The 19,388-nt window shown below is 69.5% G+C and carries 18 protein-coding genes; 11 read left to right on the forward strand and 7 right to left on the reverse strand.

Annotated features, from left to right (window positions below; translation table 11 throughout):
* Positions 1–175 precede the first annotated feature (175 nt).
* Together PIJ50_RS04300 and PIJ50_RS04305 are read left to right on the forward strand one after the other, a co-directional pair.
* Positions 176–1,267: a PAS domain-containing protein gene (locus PIJ50_RS04300; RefSeq protein WP_271973036.1), complete on the forward strand. Its 1,092-nt coding sequence runs from the start codon at positions 176–178 to the stop codon at positions 1,265–1,267.
* Entirely contained in the window at positions 1,264–1,716 is a 453-nt protein-coding gene (locus tag PIJ50_RS04305) for a response regulator (RefSeq protein ID WP_271973038.1), read from the forward strand. The genes PIJ50_RS04300 and PIJ50_RS04305 overlap by 4 nt, the downstream gene beginning before the upstream one ends.
* A 720-nt stretch (positions 1,717–2,436) precedes the next feature.
* On the opposite strand, the gene PIJ50_RS04310 is transcribed toward PIJ50_RS04305, so the two are convergent.
* From PIJ50_RS04310 to PIJ50_RS04320, 3 genes are all read right to left on the reverse strand, one after another.
* Positions 2,437–4,551 carry a histidine kinase dimerization/phosphoacceptor domain -containing protein gene (locus PIJ50_RS04310; protein ID WP_271973040.1) on the reverse strand — a complete coding sequence of 705 codons (2,115 nt, stop codon included), beginning with the start codon at positions 4,549–4,551 and terminating at the stop codon, positions 2,437–2,439.
* A 92-nt stretch (positions 4,552–4,643) separates the two neighbouring features.
* Positions 4,644–5,243: a uracil-DNA glycosylase family protein gene (locus PIJ50_RS04315; RefSeq protein WP_271973042.1), complete on the reverse strand. Its 600-nt coding sequence runs from the start codon at positions 5,241–5,243 to the stop codon at positions 4,644–4,646.
* Positions 5,244–5,284: 41 nt separating this feature from the next.
* Positions 5,285–6,439: an HAD family hydrolase gene (locus tag PIJ50_RS04320; protein ID WP_271973043.1), complete on the reverse strand. Its 1,155-nt coding sequence runs from the start codon at positions 6,437–6,439 to the stop codon at positions 5,285–5,287.
* A 423-nt stretch (positions 6,440–6,862) separates the two neighbouring features.
* On the opposite strand from PIJ50_RS04320, the gene PIJ50_RS04325 reads away from it, so the two are divergent.
* Entirely contained in the window at positions 6,863–7,069 is a 207-nt protein-coding gene (locus PIJ50_RS04325) for a cold-shock protein (RefSeq protein WP_271973045.1), read from the forward strand.
* Positions 7,070–7,129: 60 nt separating this feature from the next.
* Here the strand turns inward: PIJ50_RS04325 and PIJ50_RS04330 are convergent, their stop codons facing one another.
* The 3 genes from PIJ50_RS04330 to PIJ50_RS04340 form a co-directional block, all read right to left on the reverse strand.
* Complete coding sequence (locus PIJ50_RS04330; protein ID WP_271973047.1) at positions 7,130–7,324, reverse strand: hypothetical protein; 195 nt, start codon at positions 7,322–7,324, stop codon at positions 7,130–7,132.
* 73 nt (positions 7,325–7,397) lie between these two features.
* Positions 7,398–8,255: an SMP-30/gluconolactonase/LRE family protein gene (locus PIJ50_RS04335; RefSeq protein WP_271973049.1), complete on the reverse strand. Its 858-nt coding sequence runs from the start codon at positions 8,253–8,255 to the stop codon at positions 7,398–7,400.
* 93 nt (positions 8,256–8,348) lie between these two features.
* Complete coding sequence (locus PIJ50_RS04340; protein ID WP_271973050.1) at positions 8,349–8,843, reverse strand: PRC-barrel domain-containing protein; 495 nt, start codon at positions 8,841–8,843, stop codon at positions 8,349–8,351.
* A gap of 224 nt (positions 8,844–9,067) precedes the next feature.
* Here PIJ50_RS04340 and nagA point away from each other — a divergent pair, with 224 nt between their 5' ends.
* Genes nagA through PIJ50_RS04365 form a run of 5 tightly spaced genes read left to right on the forward strand, consistent with a single transcriptional unit; the run spans position 9,068 to position 14,530 of the window.
* Positions 9,068–10,162 carry an N-acetylglucosamine-6-phosphate deacetylase gene (gene nagA / locus PIJ50_RS04345; RefSeq protein ID WP_442900707.1) on the forward strand — a complete coding sequence of 365 codons (1,095 nt, stop codon included), beginning with the start codon at positions 9,068–9,070 and terminating at the stop codon, positions 10,160–10,162.
* Positions 10,129–11,055 carry an ROK family protein gene (locus PIJ50_RS04350; protein WP_271973053.1) on the forward strand — a complete coding sequence of 309 codons (927 nt, stop codon included), beginning with the start codon at positions 10,129–10,131 and terminating at the stop codon, positions 11,053–11,055. Before nagA ends, PIJ50_RS04350 begins: the two co-directional genes overlap by 34 nt.
* Before the next feature lie 60 nt (positions 11,056–11,115).
* Complete coding sequence (gene kaiC, locus PIJ50_RS04355) at positions 11,116–12,792, forward strand: circadian clock protein KaiC (RefSeq protein WP_271973055.1); 1,677 nt, start codon at positions 11,116–11,118, stop codon at positions 12,790–12,792.
* A 2-nt stretch (positions 12,793–12,794) separates the two neighbouring features.
* Positions 12,795–13,079, forward strand: a complete 285-nt coding sequence (locus PIJ50_RS04360; protein WP_271973057.1) for a circadian clock KaiB family protein — start codon at positions 12,795–12,797, stop codon at positions 13,077–13,079.
* A complete protein-coding gene (locus tag PIJ50_RS04365; protein ID WP_271973059.1) occupies positions 13,076–14,530 on the forward strand; it encodes a sensor histidine kinase in 1,455 nt (484 codons plus the stop codon). Before PIJ50_RS04360 ends, PIJ50_RS04365 begins: the two co-directional genes overlap by 4 nt.
* On the opposite strand, the gene PIJ50_RS04370 is transcribed toward PIJ50_RS04365, so the two are convergent.
* Positions 14,531–15,199, reverse strand: coding sequence for an arylesterase (locus tag PIJ50_RS04370; protein WP_271973061.1), 669 nt, complete (start codon positions 15,197–15,199; stop codon positions 14,531–14,533). It abuts the gene before it with no gap.
* Between PIJ50_RS04370 and PIJ50_RS04375 the strand changes: the two genes are divergently transcribed.
* The 3 genes from PIJ50_RS04375 to PIJ50_RS04385 are packed head-to-tail and all read left to right on the forward strand — an operon-like array spanning position 15,198 to position 19,233.
* A complete protein-coding gene (locus tag PIJ50_RS04375; protein WP_271973063.1) occupies positions 15,198–15,860 on the forward strand; it encodes an ABC transporter ATP-binding protein in 663 nt (220 codons plus the stop codon). The genes PIJ50_RS04370 and PIJ50_RS04375 overlap by 2 nt on opposite strands.
* Positions 15,857–18,340, forward strand: a complete 2,484-nt coding sequence (locus PIJ50_RS04380) for an ABC transporter permease (RefSeq protein ID WP_271973065.1) — start codon at positions 15,857–15,859, stop codon at positions 18,338–18,340. The genes PIJ50_RS04375 and PIJ50_RS04380 overlap by 4 nt, the downstream gene beginning before the upstream one ends.
* Before the next feature lie 59 nt (positions 18,341–18,399).
* Complete coding sequence (locus PIJ50_RS04385; protein ID WP_271973068.1) at positions 18,400–19,233, forward strand: PPC domain-containing protein; 834 nt, start codon at positions 18,400–18,402, stop codon at positions 19,231–19,233.
* Positions 19,234–19,388 lie beyond the last annotated feature (155 nt).

The raw sequence follows: 19,388 nt of genomic DNA on the forward strand, positions 1-19,388 counted from the left end.
ACTCTGCTTCTGGCGCGGGCGGCTTTTCGGGGGATCTAGCGCGCGCGGGGGCCGGGGCCAGCGGGCGCGCGCGATTCCCGTCGGGGGCGGGCGGTGGGTGCGGAACTGCACCGATGTTGGGGGGTTGAGGCCGGCGGACACCTGCGCCACAAGCGGGGTATCACGGAGGTGCGGATTGGAACAACAGGACGACTGGAGGCTGACGGAGGCCTTGCCGCACCAGCTGGGGCGCGGCGACCCCTTTGCCGCCGCGGTGCGGGCGACCCGCATGCCGATGATCGTCACCGATCCCGCGCAGGACGACAACCCGATCGTGTTCGCCAATGCGGCGTTTCAAAGGCTGACCGGATATTCGCGCGAGGAGTTGATAGGGCGGAACTGCCGCATCCTTCAGGGGCCGAAGACGAGCCGGGAGTCCGTGAACAAGGTGCGCGCGGCGGTCATGGCGGGCGACGACGTGTCCGTGGACCTTCTGAACTATCGCAAGGATGGCAGCACCTTCTGGAACGCGCTGTACATCAGCCCGGTGCGGGACGAGGACGGGACGATCCGGTATTTCTTCGCCTCGCAGATGGACATCACGAGCCGGATCGACGCCCATTCCCGCATCGCCCGCCAGAAGGACGAGGTGGAGCAGGAGGTGCGCCGGCGGACGGCGGATCTGGAGGCGGCGCTGGAGGCGCAGACGCTGTTGCTGCACGAGGTGGATCACCGCGTGAAGAACAACATGACGATGATCGGGTCGATCCTGCGGTTGCAGCTGCGCGAGATGAACCCCGAAGGGGCGGGGCAGTTGCGCGCGACCATGCAGCGGATCGACGCCTTGGGAACGGTGCACCGGCGGCTGTATCAGTCGGAGGATGTGACGCGGTTCGACATCGGGGCTTTTGCGGCAACGCTGGCCTCGGACTTCGCGCAAGCCTCGCCCGGGGTGCGGATCTTGACGGATCTGCGGCGGGCGGAGGTGTCGGTGGGCCATGCCTCGGCGTTGGGGCTGGTGGTGAACGAGTTGCTGACGCTGATGTTCCAGCGCCAGAAGGACCTGCCCGCGCCGGGGGAGGTGCGGGTGAGCGCGCATGGCACCCCCGCCGCGACCGTGCTGATGCTGGAGGACCGGGGGAGCCGGAGCCTTCTGGACAGCGACAGCACCGGCCCGCTGAGCCGGTCGCTGATCCAGCGCCTGACGGCGCAGGCCAATGCCACCGTGACCTTTGACCCCATCGAGGGCGGGCAGAGGGTCACATTGACGATCGGACGTGAAGAATGACCCGTGCCACCCCGCCGCTTGACGTGCTGATCGTCGAGGATGAACCGCTGATCGCCATGGACATCCAGTTCATGATCGAGGATGCGGGCCACACCGTGCTGAACACCGCAGCCTCCCTGCGGGAGGTGACGGCGCTGCCGGAGGCCGAGGTGCCGGACGTGGCCTTTGTGGACATTCAATTGGCCGAAGGGTCGAGCGGGCTGGACGTGAACACGCTGATCCAGGAGCGCTGGCCAAACACGATCATCGTCTTCGTGACGGCCAACCCGAAGAAGATCCCCGAGGATTTCGCGGGCGCGCATGGGGTGATCGCGAAGCCCTTTTCGTCGCACGGTTTTACCGCCGCCCTGCAATATCTGCAGGAGGGGGTGAGCGAGCCGCCGCCCGTGAGCCCGCAGCCGGGGAGCTTCGTCGCCTCGCCCCGCTTTGCGGAGACTTGGAAGGGCTGAGGCCGGGGCGGTTTCGGGGGGGGGGGGGGCGGTTTGCCGTTCGCGTTGATGCGCGGATGGGTCACGTGGTGGCCGCTTGTTGGGCGGACGCGATGTGGCGGGCGTCTGTGTAGCCCTTGTCTTCCAAGTCTTACGCTCGTGATAGCGGACGCGGTGAGCGATCTGCTATTGCGGTGAACGCATCTGAAACGGCCTTGTCCGTTAGCATTCTTATTTAACGCGCGGCGTCCTGCGTTCAATCCTTATGGTGCGGATCGGATTCAGGCCTCGGATGGACGAACGCAGTGCACAGTTGAGGCCGTGCGGATGGTGGAGTACGTAATCGTCGCCCTGTCGCCCTGTCGCCCTGTCGCCCTGTCGCCCTGTCGCTGCGCTGTTTCGTTGTCCCATTGCCACCGTGAAGGCCACTCTGCGGAGTTCAGCCTGTCGAAGGTGTTGCCATCTGACGCGGGCGTCCGCACCACTGTCATCTGCGTCATCTGCGTCATCTGCGTCATCTGCGTCATCTGCCGTCGGGGCCTGACGGCGCGGAAATTGGCGCGGATTGGGTCGATGGATGGGCGGATCGTGCCGATGATTTTGCCGGTTGCGTCGGTAGGTTGGCCAATGGGCCGGTGATTTCGCCTGTTGCGCGGTGGTTCGGCTGATGGGCCGGTGGTTTGCTGGCGGGGCGGTGGTTTGGCCGATTGGGGCCGGTGGCTTCGCCGATAGGGCGGTGGTTCAGCGGATCGGGGCGGTGACGACGGCTCGGGTGCCGGGGAGGTTGTCCTCGAGGTCGAGATGGCCGCCGAGGCGTTCGACCAGCGAGGCCAGCATCCGCGACCCGAAGCCGCTGCCCTGCACGGGCCCGTGGCGGCCGACGCCGCTGTCGGCCACGATCAGGCGGAACTGGTCGCGGTGCTGTTCCAGCATGATGCTGATCGGGCCCGTCTGGTCGCCATAGGCGTATTTGGTGGCGTTGGTGATCAGCTCGTTCACGATGAGGCCGATGCTGATCGCGCGGTCCGTGCTGATCAGGATGGGCGTGAAGTTCGTGTCGAGCTGGCGGGCCCAGTTCTCGCCGATCGTGTCCTTCAGTTCGACGCAGAGATCGTCGAGGTAGCGGGCGAGATCGAGGATTTCTACGCTGTCGTTCTGGTGAAGGCGGCGGTGCACGAGGCTGACGGCCTTGAGGCGGTTTTCGGCCTCCCCCAGCTGGCTTTTCACCTCGGGCGAGGCTTCGCGGGCCTGCATGCGCAGAAAGGCCGCGACAAGCGACAGGCTGTTCTGGACGCGGTGGTTCACCTCGCGCAGGAGGAAGTCCTTCTGGCGCAGCAGGCTTTCGTTTTCCTTCAGCGTCGTCGCGATTTCGCGGTTCAGTTCGCGGACGCGCTGGTTGTTGCGCGCTTCGAGCATCAGGCGGACGATGCGGGCGGCGGCCTCCTCCTCGGCGTGGGTCCAGGGACGGGCGCGGCCGGTAACGGTTTCGGACCATTGTTCGAACGAGGTGCGCGGGTTCAGCGTCGCGTTCGGGTCGGCGGGGATGTCCTTGTGCGGGTTGCCGGCCCAGGTCACGGTCTGGAGGTGTTCGGCGCGGAACCACATCAGGATGGTCGGCACCTCGGTCGACATGGTGACGGCGACGACGCCGCTGGCGACGGACGAGTAGAAGGCCGCGTCGGGGAAGTCGCGCGACAGCTGATGCGTGGCATAGGTGCGCAGGGCCGCCGGCAGGCGGACATGTTCGGCCAGCGCGCGGATGTCCGAGGGATCGGGGCAGTGGCCGACGGTGAAGAGGTCGAGCCCCTGCACGGCCGCGAAGCCGTCGGCGTTGAGAAGGGCCGCGACCTTGTGGCCGGAATCGGCGAAGAAGTCGGCCAGCGAGCGTTCGGAGCCGAGATTGCTGAGAACCACGTCTTCCTGCGCGCGCAGGCGGATGCGTTCGCGGTAAAGGTCGGCGTCTTCGCGCGCCCGGATCTGGCGGGAGAGGATGACGGCCAGCGTCTGGCAGGCGAGGCGCGTGGTCAGCGACAGGCTGCGCGGTTCGTGGTGGTGGCAGGCGATGAGGCCCCAGAGGAGCCCGTCCTTCACGATGGACACGGAGGCCGAGGCTTGGATGCCCATGTTCTTGAGATACTGGATGTGGACCGGCGACACGGAGCGCAGGGTGGAATCGCTGAGGTCCAGCTGCGCCATGTCCCCTTCGCCGCGGATGGGCTGGGGGTCGTAGCCGACATCGGCGATCACGCGCACGCGGTTGCGGACGTAAAGGGCGCGGGCCTGCCGGGGGATGTCGGAGGCCGGGAAGTGGTGGTTCATGAAGGAGGGCGCGTCGGGTGCCAGGCTTTCGCCGACGACGACCCCGGCCTCATCCTGGATGAAGCGGTAGACCATGACCCGGTCGTAGCCCGTGAGGGTGCGGAAGGCGTGGGCGGCCTTCTGGAAGAGGTCGGGGAAGGAGACGGCGCGCTCGAAGCCCGTGCCGACCTGTTCCAGCCGGTTGAGGAAGCTGGCGTCGAGCGGGTGTTCCGGGCGTTGCGGGGTGCATTCGACCACCACGTGATCGCCCGAGCGGAAGGCGACGGTGTCCCACGCCTCCCCCCCCAGATCAAGGACGCCGACGACGCGCAGGGTGCCGTCAAGGTCATCGAGGGAGGCGGCGAGGTCGGGGCCGAGGACGTCGGCGAGGGGGGCGTTCAGCGCCTGTTCGAAGCGCGGGTGGGGCAGCCCCGCGCGGGCGGTGACGCGAAGGCCTTCGGCGCGGGCGACCAGCATCTGGCCGTGGGGCTGGATGGAACCGGGGATGTGGATCGGTTCGCGGTCGCAGGCGGTGAGAAGGTCCGTGGGGCCTTGCATGGCATCTCCGTTCAAGGCCGGGGTTTACGGGTTTCATGCCCGGTTTCGAACGGAATGGCAACAGTTTGAGCCCTTGGGCGGGCGGGGAACGATCAGGATTTCGTGGGTTGCGGGGAGGGGCGGGCGAGCAGGCGCTGGACTTCTGCACGCAGGACGGGAAGGACCTCGGCCTCGAACCACGGATTGCGGCGCATCCAGCCGGTGGAGCGCCAGGACGGGTGGGGCAGGGGCAGGACGGCGGGAAAAGCGCGGCGGAAATTGCGCACGCGGTCGGTCATGTTGCCGGGGCCGAGGGTATGGGTTTGCGCGTGGCTGCCGACGAGGAGGGTGAGGCGGACGCCCGTGGCCTGCCGCAGGAGGCGGTCGCGCCACAGGGGGGCGCATTCGCGGCGCGGGGGTGCGTCGCCGCCCGCGCGCTTGCCCGGATAGCAGAGGCCGAGGGGGAGGATCGCGAAGTTCGTGGGATCGTGGAAGACGGGGGGCGTGACGCCCAGCCAGTCGCGCAGGCGCTGGCCCGACGCGTCGTCGAAGGGGATGCCGGAGAGGTGCGCCTTGGTGCCGGGCGCCTGGCTCGCGATCAGGATCGGCGCCTCGGCCGTGATGCGGAAGATCGGGTTTGGCCCAAGGGGGAGGTCGGCGGCGCAGAGGCGGCAGGCGCGGGCGTCGCGCAGAACGGTGTCGAGGCTTTCCATGGGCGGGAGATAGGCATGGGCCGGCGGCGGCGGAAGGGCCGTTACGCGAAGCTTTGGAGCCGGCTCGGGAGGGGTTGTGGGTGCGAGGGGCGGTCGAGGTTCGAGACCACGACGGCGGCGCCGCAGGGATTGGCGAGTTCGGCGTCTCGGGCGCCGTCGACCGCGGCGATGCAGTCGGCCAGCGTCAGGCCGAAGCGGGCGGCCACGGCAGCGAGGGCGTTGGTCTTGCCCGCGGCGGGGGGCAGCAGATCGATCCAGCCGTGGCGGGAGGGAAGGATGCGGGCGGCGATGTCGGCCTTGCGCAACGCCTCGGCCAGGCGGCGGGCGAGGTCGGGGCCGCCGGGGGTGCGGATGGTGTGGGGGGGATGGTCGGGGCGGGCGGGGCCTTCGGGCCGGAGGGTGGAGGCGAGGCGCTGCACGGCCGCCGGGTTCCAGGAGGCGGCGATGCGCGCGTCATGGTCGGCCCAGAGGTGGAGGCCGGTGGGACCGTCGAGGAAGATCTGGGTGCCGGCGTTCGTGATGATGGCAGCGGGGGCGGGCAGGGCGAAGCGGCGCAGGTGGGCCCGCGCCTCGGGCAGGGACTGGCGGGTGGTGATGACAAGGGGGGTGGCGGCGGTCCAGCGGGCGAGGGACGGGGCGCAGCCGCTGCGCAGGTGGTCGATGTCGCAGACGAGAAGGCGTTGGGCGTAGGTGTGGAGCGCCGGCGCGGGGCGCAGCAGCGTGTCGTAGACGGCGACGCTGTCGGTGGCGTGGCGCGTCCAGTCGGCCCGGCCCGAAAGGGCGCAAAGGTCGGGGGAGATGCGGTGGGTGCGGGTGATCGCCGTGGGGTCGAGGGCGGGAATCCGGACCTCCGCCTCCTCGGGCGTGGCGACGATGAGGCTGTGGGCGAAGCGGATGGCGCGGAGTTCGGCGGCGAGGCGGCGGGGGGTGTCAGGCGTGGCCAGCCTGTGGGGGGTGTAGACGACCGGGATGTCGTAATGCGCGCCGACGATGCGGGCGATGTCGGCGGATTCCGCAAAATGGGCGTGCAGGATGTCGGGGATGGGATTGTGGCGCAGGTGGTAGGTCAATGCCGCGATCAACGGGGCCATGTCGTTCCACGGTGCGCCGAAGCCTGCGGACAGGCGCAGGAGGTGGGCGTTCGGGGCGAGGGGCTGGGGCAGGCGGGGGTTCGGGTCGAAGGTGACGACATCCACTTGGCGGACCTTCGGGTCTGCGGCCTGCTGGATCGCGGCGCCCAGGATGGGGTCCGGGGACGGGCTGGATGGGCTGGGACCCGGGGACGGTTCAGGACGGGTGGGGTCCGGGAAGAGGTCGAGATTCGGGGCCGACGCGGAGTCGCCGGACGGGGCACTGGGCGCCGGGTCCGCCTTGCGGCATCCCCGAAGGGCGATGTGCATGATGTGCATGGGTCTTCCGTCCGACAGGCCGGACACAACCGCCAAAGGTTAAAAAGGTTCCCCACGTGTTCAAGGGAAAGGCAGGATCGCGCGCGGGGGCCGAAAAGATCGGAAAGAAGTACGACCAGATCGTGAACATGCGCGAAAATGCTAGACTTTGTTTCCGATGCGCACCACCTTTCGGTCTGCTCTACAGCACATGGATTGCAAGGATCGACTATGGCGAACGGCACTGTAAAATGGTTCAACGACACGAAGGGTTTCGGCTTCATCGAGCCGGAAGCTGGCGGATCGGACATCTTTGTCCACATCTCCGCCGTTCAGCGCGCCGGACTGACCGGTCTGCGTGACAACCAGAAGGTCACGTATGACGTGGAAGCCGGCCGTGACGGCCGTCAGAGCGCGGTGAACATCAAGCTTGCCTGAACCTCTGGCCGCATGCAGCGTTCGCGTTGCGTGCGGCCCTTTGCCGGGAGCGCCGCCCCCTCAGGTAAGGGAGGGCGTCTTCCAGCCGTACTGGTCGAGGATGGCGTCGTAGATCGTCACCAGGCCTTCGTTTCGTTTCAGTTCCTGAAGGATGAGGCCCGAGATCATCAGATCCTCGGCGTTGCGTTCCAGTTCCTTCAGATGCGCGTGTTCGCGTTTCAGGTCGTCGATCTTCTGGCGGATGTAGTGTTCCATGCCGTTCTCCGTTGGGATGAAAGGCATGTAGGGTGTGGGGGTTGCGGCGGGGTTGCGGTGGATTGCCGCGCTTTCAGGAGACGGGGTCTGGGACGGTGGGCTGCGGCAGGCCGGTGACGCCGGGGGTCAGGCGGAAGAGCCGGCCGCCGTCGCCGGACGGGGTTTCGCGGTCGATGCTGGTGACGAACAGCGTGCGCAGGTCAGGGCCGCCGAAGGCCATCTTGCTGGGAAAGGCGACGGGGAGGGCGATCTCGCGTTCGACCTCCGCCGTGTGCGGATCGAGGCGGAGGAGGCGGCCGCCGCCGACCGCCGCGATCCAGTAGAAGCCTTCGGCGTCCACGCAGCCGCCGTCGGGGCGGCCGCTCGCGGGGTCGAGCTGGCGGAAGATCCGGCGGTTGGAGATGTTGCCCGTGGCGGGGTCGTGATCGAAGGTCCAGATGGTGGAGACGCCGAGCCAGGAATCCGAGAGATACATTCGCCGGTCGTCCGGGCTGAAGGCGAGGCCGTTGCCAACGTGCAGGCCGGTGACAAGCGTCGTGGCGGTGCGTCCGTCGAGGCGGTGCAGCGCGGCCGTGGGCTGGTCGATGGGAAAGGCCATGGAGGCCGCGAAGAACCGCCCGCCGCGCGAGGTGGCGCCATCATTCAGGCGGTTGGCGGGGCGGTCGGGTTCGACCGGGGCCAGCGGGGTCAGGGCGCCGGTTTCGGGGTCGAAATGGGTGAAGCCGGATTTGAGGCCGAGGATCAGGCGGCCCGCGTCGGTGAGGGCGAGGCAGCCCACGGGCTCGTCCAGTTGCCAGCGGCGGAAGTCGTCGCCTTGCAGGCGCTGGACGCTGTGGCCGTCGATGTCGACCCACCACAGACTTTGGGACAGGTGGCACCAGAGCGGGCTTTCGCCCACCGCGGCGCGGTGCGGATGTGCGATCTGGATCATGGCGTCCCCTCCCAAGGCCTTCGGACAGATCATACGGGACGGGGGCGGGATGCAAGGTGGAAGCGGCCCGCGATGTGCGGGCCGCATGGGGGGTCAGTGGGCGTGTTCGTGTTCGGGCAGCGCCTCGATCTCGTCCTTGGGCATGGCGAGGTAGGCGCGGACCTCCTCGCCCTCATGCGCTTGGACGAGTTCGACCTGGTCCATGGGTAGGGCGATCTCTTTCCCGCCGACGCCCATCACCCCGCCGATGGTCATGACCACGTCCTGCACCTGACCGTCCGCGTTCATCACGAGTTCGGAGATGGAGCCGACCTCTTCCTCGTCCTGCGAATAGACGCCGGCGCCTTGGATGCGTTCGGCGGTGACGGGATCGGTGAAGGCGCGGCCGAAGCCTTCATGGCCTGAACGGTTGGTCAGCGGTTCGGTTTCCAGATCCGGGTCGGCGTCGTTGGGGGAGGCGGTGCCGGGCACGGTCTGCACATCCTCGGGCGTGGGGTTGGCCGGAGCGTTGGTGGCGTCCGGTGCCTGTGCCAGCGAAACGGTGGCGGCGCTGGCGAAGAGAAGGCCGAGGAGGGTCGTTTTCAGCATGGGTGCTCCTTTGGGATGTTCGTGGGGGAAACGGGGACGCGGCGCGATGGTTCCGGCGGCGGGGGTTCCCGCGGGTGGCGGGGTGCGTATACTGGCGGGCGGGCCGGCCGTTGCTGCGGCCCCGCGACACGTTTTTCTGGAGACGGCATGATTCTTTCCTGGTCCGAGCCCGGCACCCCGGTGGCCGACCGCCTGTTTCCCCTGATGGCCGCGGGCGGGAGGGCGTGGTGAGGGCGTTTCACGCCACCCGCGTTTTCGACGGGACACGCTGGCACGAGGATGCGGCGCTTGTGGTGGAGGAGGGCCGCGTGGCGCGGATCGCGCGCGACGTGCCGGGGGCGGAGCGGGTGGCGGGGTGGATCCTGCCGGGGCTGGTCGATCTTCAGGTGAATGGCGGCGGGGGGGTGCTGTTCAACAACGACCCTTCGGCCCAGGGGCTGGCGTGCATCCGGGCGGCGCATGCGCGCTTGGGCACGACCGGGATGATGGTGACGCTGATCACCGACACGCCGGAGGTGGTGGCGCGGGCGGTGGAGGCGGCGGCGTCCTCGGACGTGATGGGGCTGCATCTGGAGGGGCCGCATTTCGCAATGGCGCGGAAGGGCACGCATGACGGGGCCCTGATCCGCCCGATGGAAGAGGTGGATCTGCGGGCGCTGGAGGCGGCGGCGGGGCGGGTGCGGCTGTTGTGCACGCTGGCGCCGGAAGTGGTGGGGGTGGAGGCCATCCGCCGGCTGGTGGCGGCGGGGGCGGTGGTGAGTTTGGGGCACAGCGATGCGACCGACGCGGAGGCGCTAGCGGCGGCGGCGGCGGGGGCCCGCATGGTCACGCATCTGTTCAACGCGATGAGTCCCCTGTCCCACCGCGCGCCGGGGCTGGTGGGGGCGGCGCTGGACGATGAACGCTTCTGCGCGGGGATCATCGCGGACGGATTTCACGTGGAGGATGCGGTTCTGCGCATCGCGCTGCGGGCGGCGCCGGAACGGATCTTTCTGGTCAGCGATGCGATGTCCACGGTGGGGACGGATCTGCCGGGGTTTACGCTGAACGGGCGCGAGATTTTGCGGCAGGGCGGGCGGCTGACGCTGGCCGACGGGACGCTGGCCGGGGCGGACATCGCGCTGATCGACGCGGTGCGGCACGTGGTGGGGCTGGGTGTGGGGCTGGAGGAGGCTTGGGGCATGGGGTCGAGCTTGCCTGCGGCGGCGATGGAGGATGCCTCGCGCGGGGGCCTGCGGGAGGGGCAGCGGGCGGATTTCGTAGCGGTGGACGAAGGGCTGGGGCTGTGCGGCGTGTGGATCGGGGGGGTGGCGGTGTGATCCTGTGCTTCGACATTGGCGGCACCGCGATCAAGGTGGCGGAGGCGGCGGGGGGCGCTGTGCGTCCGGCGGGGCGGGTGCCGACGCCCGCCGGGGATTTCGCGGCGTTTGTGCGGGCGCTGCAGGGGATCGTGGCGGGGGCGAGCGTGCGGCCGGAAGTGCTGGCCTTTTCCATCGCGGGGGTGGTGGATGAGACGGGGATCGCCACCGTGGCCAACATCCCCTGCCTGACTGGGCGTGCGGTGGTGCGGGATCTGGAGGCGGCGCTTGGGTTGCCCGTGGTGCTGGCCAACGACGCCGACTGCTTTGCCATGGCCGAGGCGGTGGAGGGCGCGGGGCGCGGGCATGAGGTGGTGTTCGGTGTGATTCTGGGCACCGGGGTGGGCGGGGGGATCGTGGTGCGTGGCGGGCTGATCAACGCGCATGGGGGCTTTGCCGGGGAATGGGGGCACGGGCCGGTTTTAAGTGGCGCGGCGCTGCCGGTGGTGCGCTGCGGCTGCGGGCAGGTGGGCTGTCTGGACACGCTCTGTTCGGCCCGGGGGATGGAGCGGTTGCACCGGCATCTTTGGGGACGGGACGCGGAGGCGCCGGCCCTCGTGGCCGGGTGGGAGGCCGGGGAGCCGGAGGCGGCGCGGACCGTGGCCCTGTGGCTGGAGGTTTTGGCGGGGCCTTTGGCCATGGTCGTGAACCTTTTGGGGCCGGGGATCGTGCCGGTGGGGGGCGGGTTGTCGAACAGCGCCCCACTGGTGGCGGCGCTGGACGAAGCCGTGCGGGCGCGCTGCCTGCGCCGGTTCGACCGCCCGCTGGTGGTGCCCGCCTTGTGCCGGATCGAGCCGGGGCTGATTGGCGCGGCGGCGCTTGGGCGGTTGCATCTGGCAGAGGGGCGGCCATAGGTGTTGGCAATCTGGCGACATTTCCCTATGTCTGCATGATTCACATCGAAAGCGCGACACATGGCGGCCCAAGGCATCCCCAAATCCCGGACCGGCATCGTTGGCTTTGACGATCTGACGCATGGGGGCCTGCCCACGGGGCGGCCGTCGCTGGTCTGCGGATCGGCCGGGTGCGGCAAGACGCTGTTCGCGTCGACCTTCCTGATCCACGGCGCGCGGGAATGCGACGAACCGGGGGTGTTCGTTACCTTCGAGGAGCGGCCCGTGGACATCGTGAGCAACGTCGCCTCGCTGGGCTTCAGGCTGGACGAGCTGATCGCGGCGGACAAGGTCGTGGTGGAGCATATCAGCGTCGACCCGTCGGAACTGGCCGAGATCGGGGAATACGATCTGGAAGGGCTGTTCTTGCGGCTGGAGCTGGCGATCCATTCGATCGGGGCCAAGCGCGTGGTGCTGGACACGATCGAGAGCCTGTTTTCCGCCTTCACCAACCCCGCCATCCTGCGGGCCGAGATCCGCCGCCTGTTCGACTGGCTGAAGGATCGCGGCATGACGACCGTGATCACCGCCGAGCGGGGGGACGGGGCGCTGACGCGGCAGGGGCTGGAGGAATACGTGTCGGACTGCGTGATCCTGCTGGATCACCGGGTGCACAACCAGATCTCCACCCGCCGGATGCGGATCGTGAAGTATCGCGGCACGGCGCATGGCACGAACGAATACCCGTTCCTGATCGACGAGGACGGCTTTTCGGTTTTGCCGGTCAGTTCGCTGGGGCTGGATCACAAGGTGTTCGCCGAACGCATCTCCTCGGGCGTGGCGGATCTGGATGCGATGATCGTGGGCGGGGGGTTCCATCGCGGGACCTCGATCCTTGTGTCCGGGGTGGCGGGGTCGGGGAAATCGACGCTGGCGGCGAGCTTTGCGGGCGCGGCCTGCGCGGCGGGGGAGCGGGCGCTGTATTTCTCGTTCGAGGAATCCGAGCAGCAGACGGTGCGCAACATGCGGTCGATCGGGCTGGATCTTCAGCGCTGGATCGACGGCGGGCAGTTGCGGCATGTGGCGGCGCGGCCGACCTTCTACAGCCTTGAGATGCATCTGGCGGTGATGCTGCGCGAGGTGGCGCGGATGGAGCCGACGCTGGTGGTGCTGGACCCGATCTCGGCCTTCCTGGAATCGGGGGACCGGCAGCAGGTGCAGGCCATGCTGCTGCGCATGGTGGATTACCTCAAGAACCGGGGGATCACCGCCGTCTTCACCCATCTGGCGCATTCGCAGGACGGGGACGTGGCCACGGATGCGGGGCTGTCGTCGCTGATGGACGCGTGGATCCTGATGCTGAACCGCGAGGTGAATGGAGAGTTCAACCGCGAGCTCTATCTGTTGAAGGCAAGGGGCACGGCCCATTCCAACCAGGTGCGCGAATTCATCATGAGCGAGAGCGGCCTTCGCCTTCTGCCGCCCCATCTGGGGGAATCGGGCGCCTTGACCGGCACCGCGCGGCGGGTGGAGGAGGCGCGGCTGCGCCGGGTGGAAACGGCGCGGGCGCAGGAGGTGGAGCGGCTGCGGATGGCCGCCGACCAGCGGCGCCGTCTGGCGCTGGCCCAGATCGAGGAGTTGCAGGCCCAGATCGAGGCGAGCGAGCTGGAGCTGCGGCGCATTGCCGAGAACGAGAACGAGTATGTGCGTCAGGCCCGCGAGGATCTGGCCACGATGGAAGCGAGCCGACGGGCGTGACGATGAACCAAGAGAAACCGAAGAAGCTTGTCCTGTATGTGGCGGGGCAGACGCCGAAATCGCTGGCGGCGATTTCGAACCTGCGCCGCATCTGCGAGGAGCATCTGCCCGGCCGCTACGAGATCGACGTGGTGGATCTGCGCGAGAACCCGAAGCTGGCGCGCGAGCACAACATCGTGGCGATCCCCACGCTGGTGCGGGAACTGCCGGTGCCCTTGCGCAAGATCATCGGCGATCTGTCGGACGAGGAAAAGGTGCTGGTCAACCTGCGTCTTGAAAACGAATGAGCATTTCCCCCGAGGCCCTGGCCGATCTTCAACGCCGGTTGCAGGAGGCCGAGGACACGCTGCGCGCCATCCGCGAGGGTGAGGTGGACGCGCTTGTGGTGGGCCGGATGGACCAGCCGCAGGTGTTCGCCATCGGCGGGGACGCGGAGGGGTTCCGCGCCTTCATCGAGGTGATGGACACGGGCGCGGCGGCCGTGGATGACACGGGGCGTGTGCTTTATGCCAACGCGACCTTTGCCGAGCTGGTGAACGCGCCGGCGCCGGGGCGGGCGCTGGCCGATCTGCTGGCGGCGGATCCGGCGGAGGTGGCGGGGCTTCTGGCCGACGACACCTCGCCCCGCGCGACGTTGCAGGTGACCCAGTACGGGCCGGCGGGGGCGCGGTTTCTGGTGGTGGCAAGCAAGCCGTTGCAGATCGGGACCGTGGCGGGCCATGCGATCACCCTGTCGGACGTGACGGACCGGGTGCGGACCGCGCGGGCCGAGCAGAACGAGCGGACGGCGCAGGGCATCCTCGCCTCGGTCAACGAGGCGGTGCTGGTCTGCGATGCGGATGGGATCGTGACGCGCGGGAACGCGGCGTCGCGGGCGCTGTATGCGGATGATCCGGTGGGGCGGGCCTTTGCGGACATCGTGCCGCTGGTGCCGGCGCAGGGCGGGTTGGCCGACAGCCGCGCCATTCTGGAGCGGGCGATGACCGGCCCTCCGGTGCAGGGGATGGAGGTGTTCGCCCCCGACGCGCCCGGCGCCAAGGACTTTTTGCTGAGCGCGGCGCCACTGCGGATGGGCGAAGGGGCGGCCAGCGGTTGCGTCGTGACCATGGTGGACATGACGCAGCGCAAGGCGGCGGAGCGGCAGCAGCTTTTGCTGATGAACGAGCTGGACCACCGCGTGAAGAACGCGCTGGCCATGGTGATCGCGATCACGCGGCGGACGATTCGCACGGCGGGCGATCTTGCGACCTTCGAGAAGACGTTCACCGACCGGGTGCGCGCGCTGGCGGCGACCCACAACCTGCTGGCCAAGAACGCTTGGAAGGGTTTGACCGTGCAGAACGTGGTGGTGGCGGAGCTGTCGCCCTTCATGGACATGGGCGGGCAGCGCATCACGACGGAGGGGCTGGACACGCTGATCTCGGCCGAGGCGGCGGTGGCGATCGGGCTGGTGTTTCACGAGCTGGCGACGAACGCGGTGAAGTACGGCGCGCTGTCGTCGGACACGGGCAGCATCGCCATCCGCGCGCTGGACGGGGGCGCGGAGGGGGCGCTGGTGCTGGAATGGCGGGAAACCGGCGGGCCGGTCGTGAGCAAGCCCACGCACGGCGGCTTTGGCGAGACGGTGATCACGCAGAGCCTTGCCTTTGCCCAAGGGGGCGGGGCGACGCTGGATTATGATCCGGCGGGGGTGATTTGCACGCTGACCCTGCCGCCGGAGCATCTGCCCGCGGTGTGATCAGTTCACGCGGTTCAGCAGGTCGAGAACGGCGGGGCCCACGGCCTCCACCAGACGGGTGACGCCTTCGGCATTGGGGTGGATGCCGTCCCCTTGGATGTATTGCAGGTTCAGGCGGTCGCCCTCGGTCACTGGGCCGAGGTAGTCGGGGACGAAGAGGGCGCCGTGTTCCTGCGCAAGGTCGGCATACATGGCGTTGAACGCCTGCTGGAAGCCGGGGCCGTAATTGCCCGGCGCGCGCAGGCCCAGCAGGAGGACCGGCAGGCCGCGGGCGTCCGCCTTGTCGAGGATCGCGTCCAGATTGGCGCGGCTGGTCGCTGGGTCCAGACCGCGCAGCAGGTCGTTGCCGCCGAGGTTCAGGATCATCGCGTCGGCGTCGGGCGTCAGCGCCCAGTCGGTGCGGGCAAGGCCGCCGGCCGTCGTGTCGCCCGAAACGCCCGCGTTCACCACCGTAGCCTCGGCCCCGTGATCGTTCAGCCAAGATTGTAGCACCGGCACGAAGCCTTGTTCGGCGGGCAGGCCGTAGCCTTGGGTCAGGCTGTCGCCCAGGGCCACCACCGTCACGGGGTCGGCCAGCGCCGGGGTGGCGCCGAGGCAAAGCGCCACGCCCAGGTTGCGCAGGTGGACCAGCGGCTTACAACCAGTGGCGAACAGGTGGGAGAGCTTCATGGAGACGGTCCTTGAACTGCGGGATGCGGCACTGGTGCTGGAGGGCAATGCCGGCCCGGTGGAGATCCTGAGGGGCATCGACCTTGCCGTGATGCGGGGGGAGACGCTGGGCCTTGTGGGGCCGTCGGGGTCCGGCAAGTCCTCGCTCCTCATGCTGATGGGCGGGCTGGAACGAGCCAGCGGCGGCACGGTGCGCGCGCTTGGCGAGGACCTGTCCGCGATGGACGAGGATGGGCTTGCGCGCTTCCGCAGGGGGAATATGGGCGTGGTGTTCCAGTCTTTCCACCTGATCCCCACGATGACGGCGCGTGAAAATGTCGCGCTGGCGCTGGAGCTGGCGGGGATGGAGGGTGCCTTTGCCCGCGCCGAGGCGGAGCTGGACGCCGTGGGGCTGGGCCATCGTGGCGATCATTATCCCCGGCAGATGTCGGGCGGGGAGCAGCAGCGCGTGGCGCTGGCGCGGGCCTGGGCCACGCGTCCGGCGATCCTGCTGGCGGATGAGCCGACGGGCAATCTGGACGGCACCACGGGGGCGGCGGTGATGGATCTTCTGTTCGGGCTGCGCGAACAGGGGGCGACGCTGGTGATGGTGACGCACGCGCCGGAACTGGCCGAACGCTGCGACCGCGTGGTGCGGATGGCCGACGGGCGCATCGCATGAGCGTGTGGCCCTTGGCCGGGCGCATCGCCCGGCGCGAGTTGCGGGGCGGGCTGGGCGGGTTCCGCGTGTTCCTGTTGTGCCTGATCCTTGGGGTGGCGGCGATCGCGGCCATCGGGTCGGTGCGCGCCGCGATCGAGCGGGGGCTGGCCGATCAGGGGGCGGTGCTGCTGGGCGGCGACGCCGAGATGACCTTCACCTACCGCACCGCGACGGCGGACGAGCGCGCCTTCATGGACGGCATCGCGGACCGGGTGTCCGAGACGGTGGACTTTCGGTCCATGGCCGTGGCGGGGGACGACCGTGTGCTGACGCAGGTGCGGGGTGTGGACGGGGGCTGGCCGCTGGTTGGCGCGGCGGGGCTGGAGCCTGCGATCCCGGTGGCGGAGGCGCTGGCCGTGGGTGACGTGCCGGGGGCGGTGATGGATCCGGCGCTGGCCGCGCGGCTGGGGCTGGCGGTGGGGGACGAGTTCACCCTGGGCGAGAAGGCGTTCCGGCTGAACGCGCTTCTGGTGCGGGAGCCGGATAGCGCGTCTTCGGGCTTCACGCTGGCGCCGCGGACGGTGGTGTCGCTGGGGGGGCTGGCGGGCAGCGGATTGCTGGCGCCGGGCACGGTGTATGACAGCGACTACCGGCTGTTGCTGCCGGACGGGGCGGATCTGGACGCCTTGCAGGCGCAGGCGCAGCGGGCGTTCCGCGACACGGGGATGCGCTGGCGCGACAGCCGGCGGCCTTCCCCCTCGGTCGAGCGGTTCGTGGACCGGACGGGATCGTTCCTGGTGCTGGTGGGTCTGGCGGGTCTGGCCGTGGGCGGGATCGGCGTGCAGTCGGCGGTGGGCACCTATCTGGGCCGCAAGACGCCGACCATCGCCACCCTGCGCACGCTGGGGGCCGGGGGGCGGCTGGTGCTGGCGACCTATGCGCTCCAGATCGGGGCGCTGGCGGTTCTGGGCGTGATGGCGGGGCTGGTTTTGGGGGCGGCCCTGCCGATGATCGCGGCGCCGTGGATCGCGTCGTCCCTGCCGTTCGCGGTGGTGTTCGGAGTGTATCCGTTGCCGTTGGCGGAGGCCGCGTTCTACGGGCTGACCACGGCGGCGCTGTTCACCTTGTGGCCGCTGGCGCGGGCGTCGCAGTTGCGGGCCGCGGGCCTGTATCGCGGGGCGAGCGGGCGCGTGCCGCGCGGCTATGCCGTGGCGCTGGCGGGGCTGGCCGCGGCGCTGGTGGGCGGGGCGGTGTGGTTCTCGGGCACGCCGGGGCTGGCGCTTGGCACCGCGGGTGGAGTCGTGGGGGCGCTGCTGTTGCTGGCGGGCGCGGCCTGGGCCGTGCGGCGCGTGGCGCGGTGGGCGGCGCGGCGCATCCGGCGGCCCGCGCTGCGGCTGGCCGTCGCCTCGGTCGGCGAAGCCGGGACGACGGGGGCGGTGATCCTGTCGCTGGGGCTGGGGCTGTCGGTGCTGGCGGCGGTGGGGCAGATCGACACCAACCTGCGCGATGCGATCGACCGGGACCTGCCGGAACGCGCGCCGTCCTATTTCTTCGTGGACATCCAGCCGGACCAGTTGGACAAGTTCGTGGCGCGGCTGGAAGGGGATCCGTCCGTGTCGCGGGTGGAAAGCGCGCCCATGCTGCGCGGGGTTCTGACGCGGATCAACGGCCGCCCGGCGCGCGAGGTGGCGGGCGAGCACTGGGTGCTGCGCGGCGACCGGGGCGTGACCTATGCCGCCACCGCGCCGGACGTGGTGGCGGGGCAAAGCTGGCCCGCCGATTACGCGGGCGATCCGCAGATCAGCTTTTCCGCCGAGGCCGCGGAGGAGATGGGGCTGTCCTTGGGCGACCGCATCACCGTCAACATTTTGGGGCGTGACATCGAGGCGGAGTTGACGAGCCTTCGGAACGTGGATTTTTCGGATGCGGGGATGGGGTTCGTGATGATGATGAACCCCTCGGCCCTGGCGGGGGCGCCGCACACGTCCATCGCGACGGTGTATTCAAGCGCGGAGGACACGCTGCTGCGCGATGTGGGGCGGGCCTATCCTAATATCACCGCGATCCGGGTAGGCGATGCGATCGCGCGGGTGACGGAGGCGCTGGACGCCATTGCCACCGCCACGCGGGCGGCGGCGGCCATCACGCTGCTGACGGGGGTGGTGGTGCTGATCGGCACGGCGGCGGCGGGCGAACGGGCGCGGGTGCGCGAGGCCGCGATCCTGAAGGTGCTGGGGGCCACGCGGGGGCAGATCCTGACGAGCTTTGCGCTGCGGTCGGCCCTGACGGGGGCGGCGGCGGGGCTGGTGGCCGTGGGTGTGGGGGCTGCGGCCGGCTGGGCGGTGATGCGCTTCGTGATGGAGGCGGAGTATGTGTTCGCGCCGGTGTCGGCTCTTGTGATCGTGGCCAGCGGGGTGGCGGCGACGGTGGTGACGGGGCTGATCTATGCCCGCCGCCCCCTGGCGCGGCGTCCGGCGCAGGTGCTGCGGTCGGACGAATAGGTTTCCCTTTCACGCGGGCGTGAGGCAGGGTGGCGGAACAGGATTCCCGGGAGGTTCACGTGATCAGAGTTGTCGGCCCATCCGCCCTTGTTCTTTGCGCGCTGGCCGCGCCCGCCCTTGCGCAGGACGCGCCGGGCACCTGCGGCCAGCCCGCCGTGCTGTCGCAGCCCGCAGGCGTGGCCATCGCCCCGGGCTTTGCCGACCTGTCGCTGATCCTGCGGCCCGAACGGTCCGAGCCGCGCTATGTCGAGTTTGAGGTGACCGCCCCGACCGAGATCACGCTGGAAACGCTGGCGCGGGAAAACGACGCGGCGCTGACGCTGTACGACGCCGAAGGGCGCGTGGTGGCGTGGGACGACGACAGCGCGGGCGATCTGGACGCACGGGTGGCGACGACGCTGGGGGCGGGGCGGTATTGCGCGCAGGTGCGCATGATCTCGGCCGCGCCGGTGGACGATCCGATGCTGGTGCTGGTGGCGTCCGAAGGGCTGCCGCCGAACCCCGCCACCGCCGTGCAGGAGGAGGTCGTGGCCGTGTGCAACGATCCCGTCCGCACGCCGATGCTGGCCGACAACCTGCCCGCGGGCGCCGTGCCGCCGATGGAAGGGACGATCGATCCCGCGACATCCCTGCGCAGCTTCCGCATCGCGGTGACGGAGCCGACGGTGCTGCAGATCGACGCCGGAAGCCAGACCTTCGACACCATGCTGGCGGTCTATGGGGCCGACGGCGCGGGGTTGTGGGAGAATGACGACCACGAGGACGTGATGGGCAGCGACAGCCGCATCCGCGAGGCGTTCGAGCCGGGCGAATATTGCGTCGTGGTCCGCCCCTTCGGCACCAGCGAGGGGCCGTTCACGCTGTCGGTCACCGCGGGGGATGCGCCGAACTAGGGCGGTTCCCCGTAACGTCTTCGGTGGGTGCGGCGCGGGTCGTGTCCGGGGGCGACGCCCCCGTCCGTGCGTTGTGTGACGGCAGCGGGATGCGGACGCGGCCGGCTTGGTTCAGCCAAGTTTGGCCTCGGGGAATGGTGAAGGGGCTGGCCTGT

The sequence above is a fragment of the Falsirhodobacter sp. 20TX0035 genome, from assembly GCF_028307215.1.
Classification (GTDB): Bacteria; Pseudomonadota; Alphaproteobacteria; order Rhodobacterales; family Rhodobacteraceae; genus Falsirhodobacter.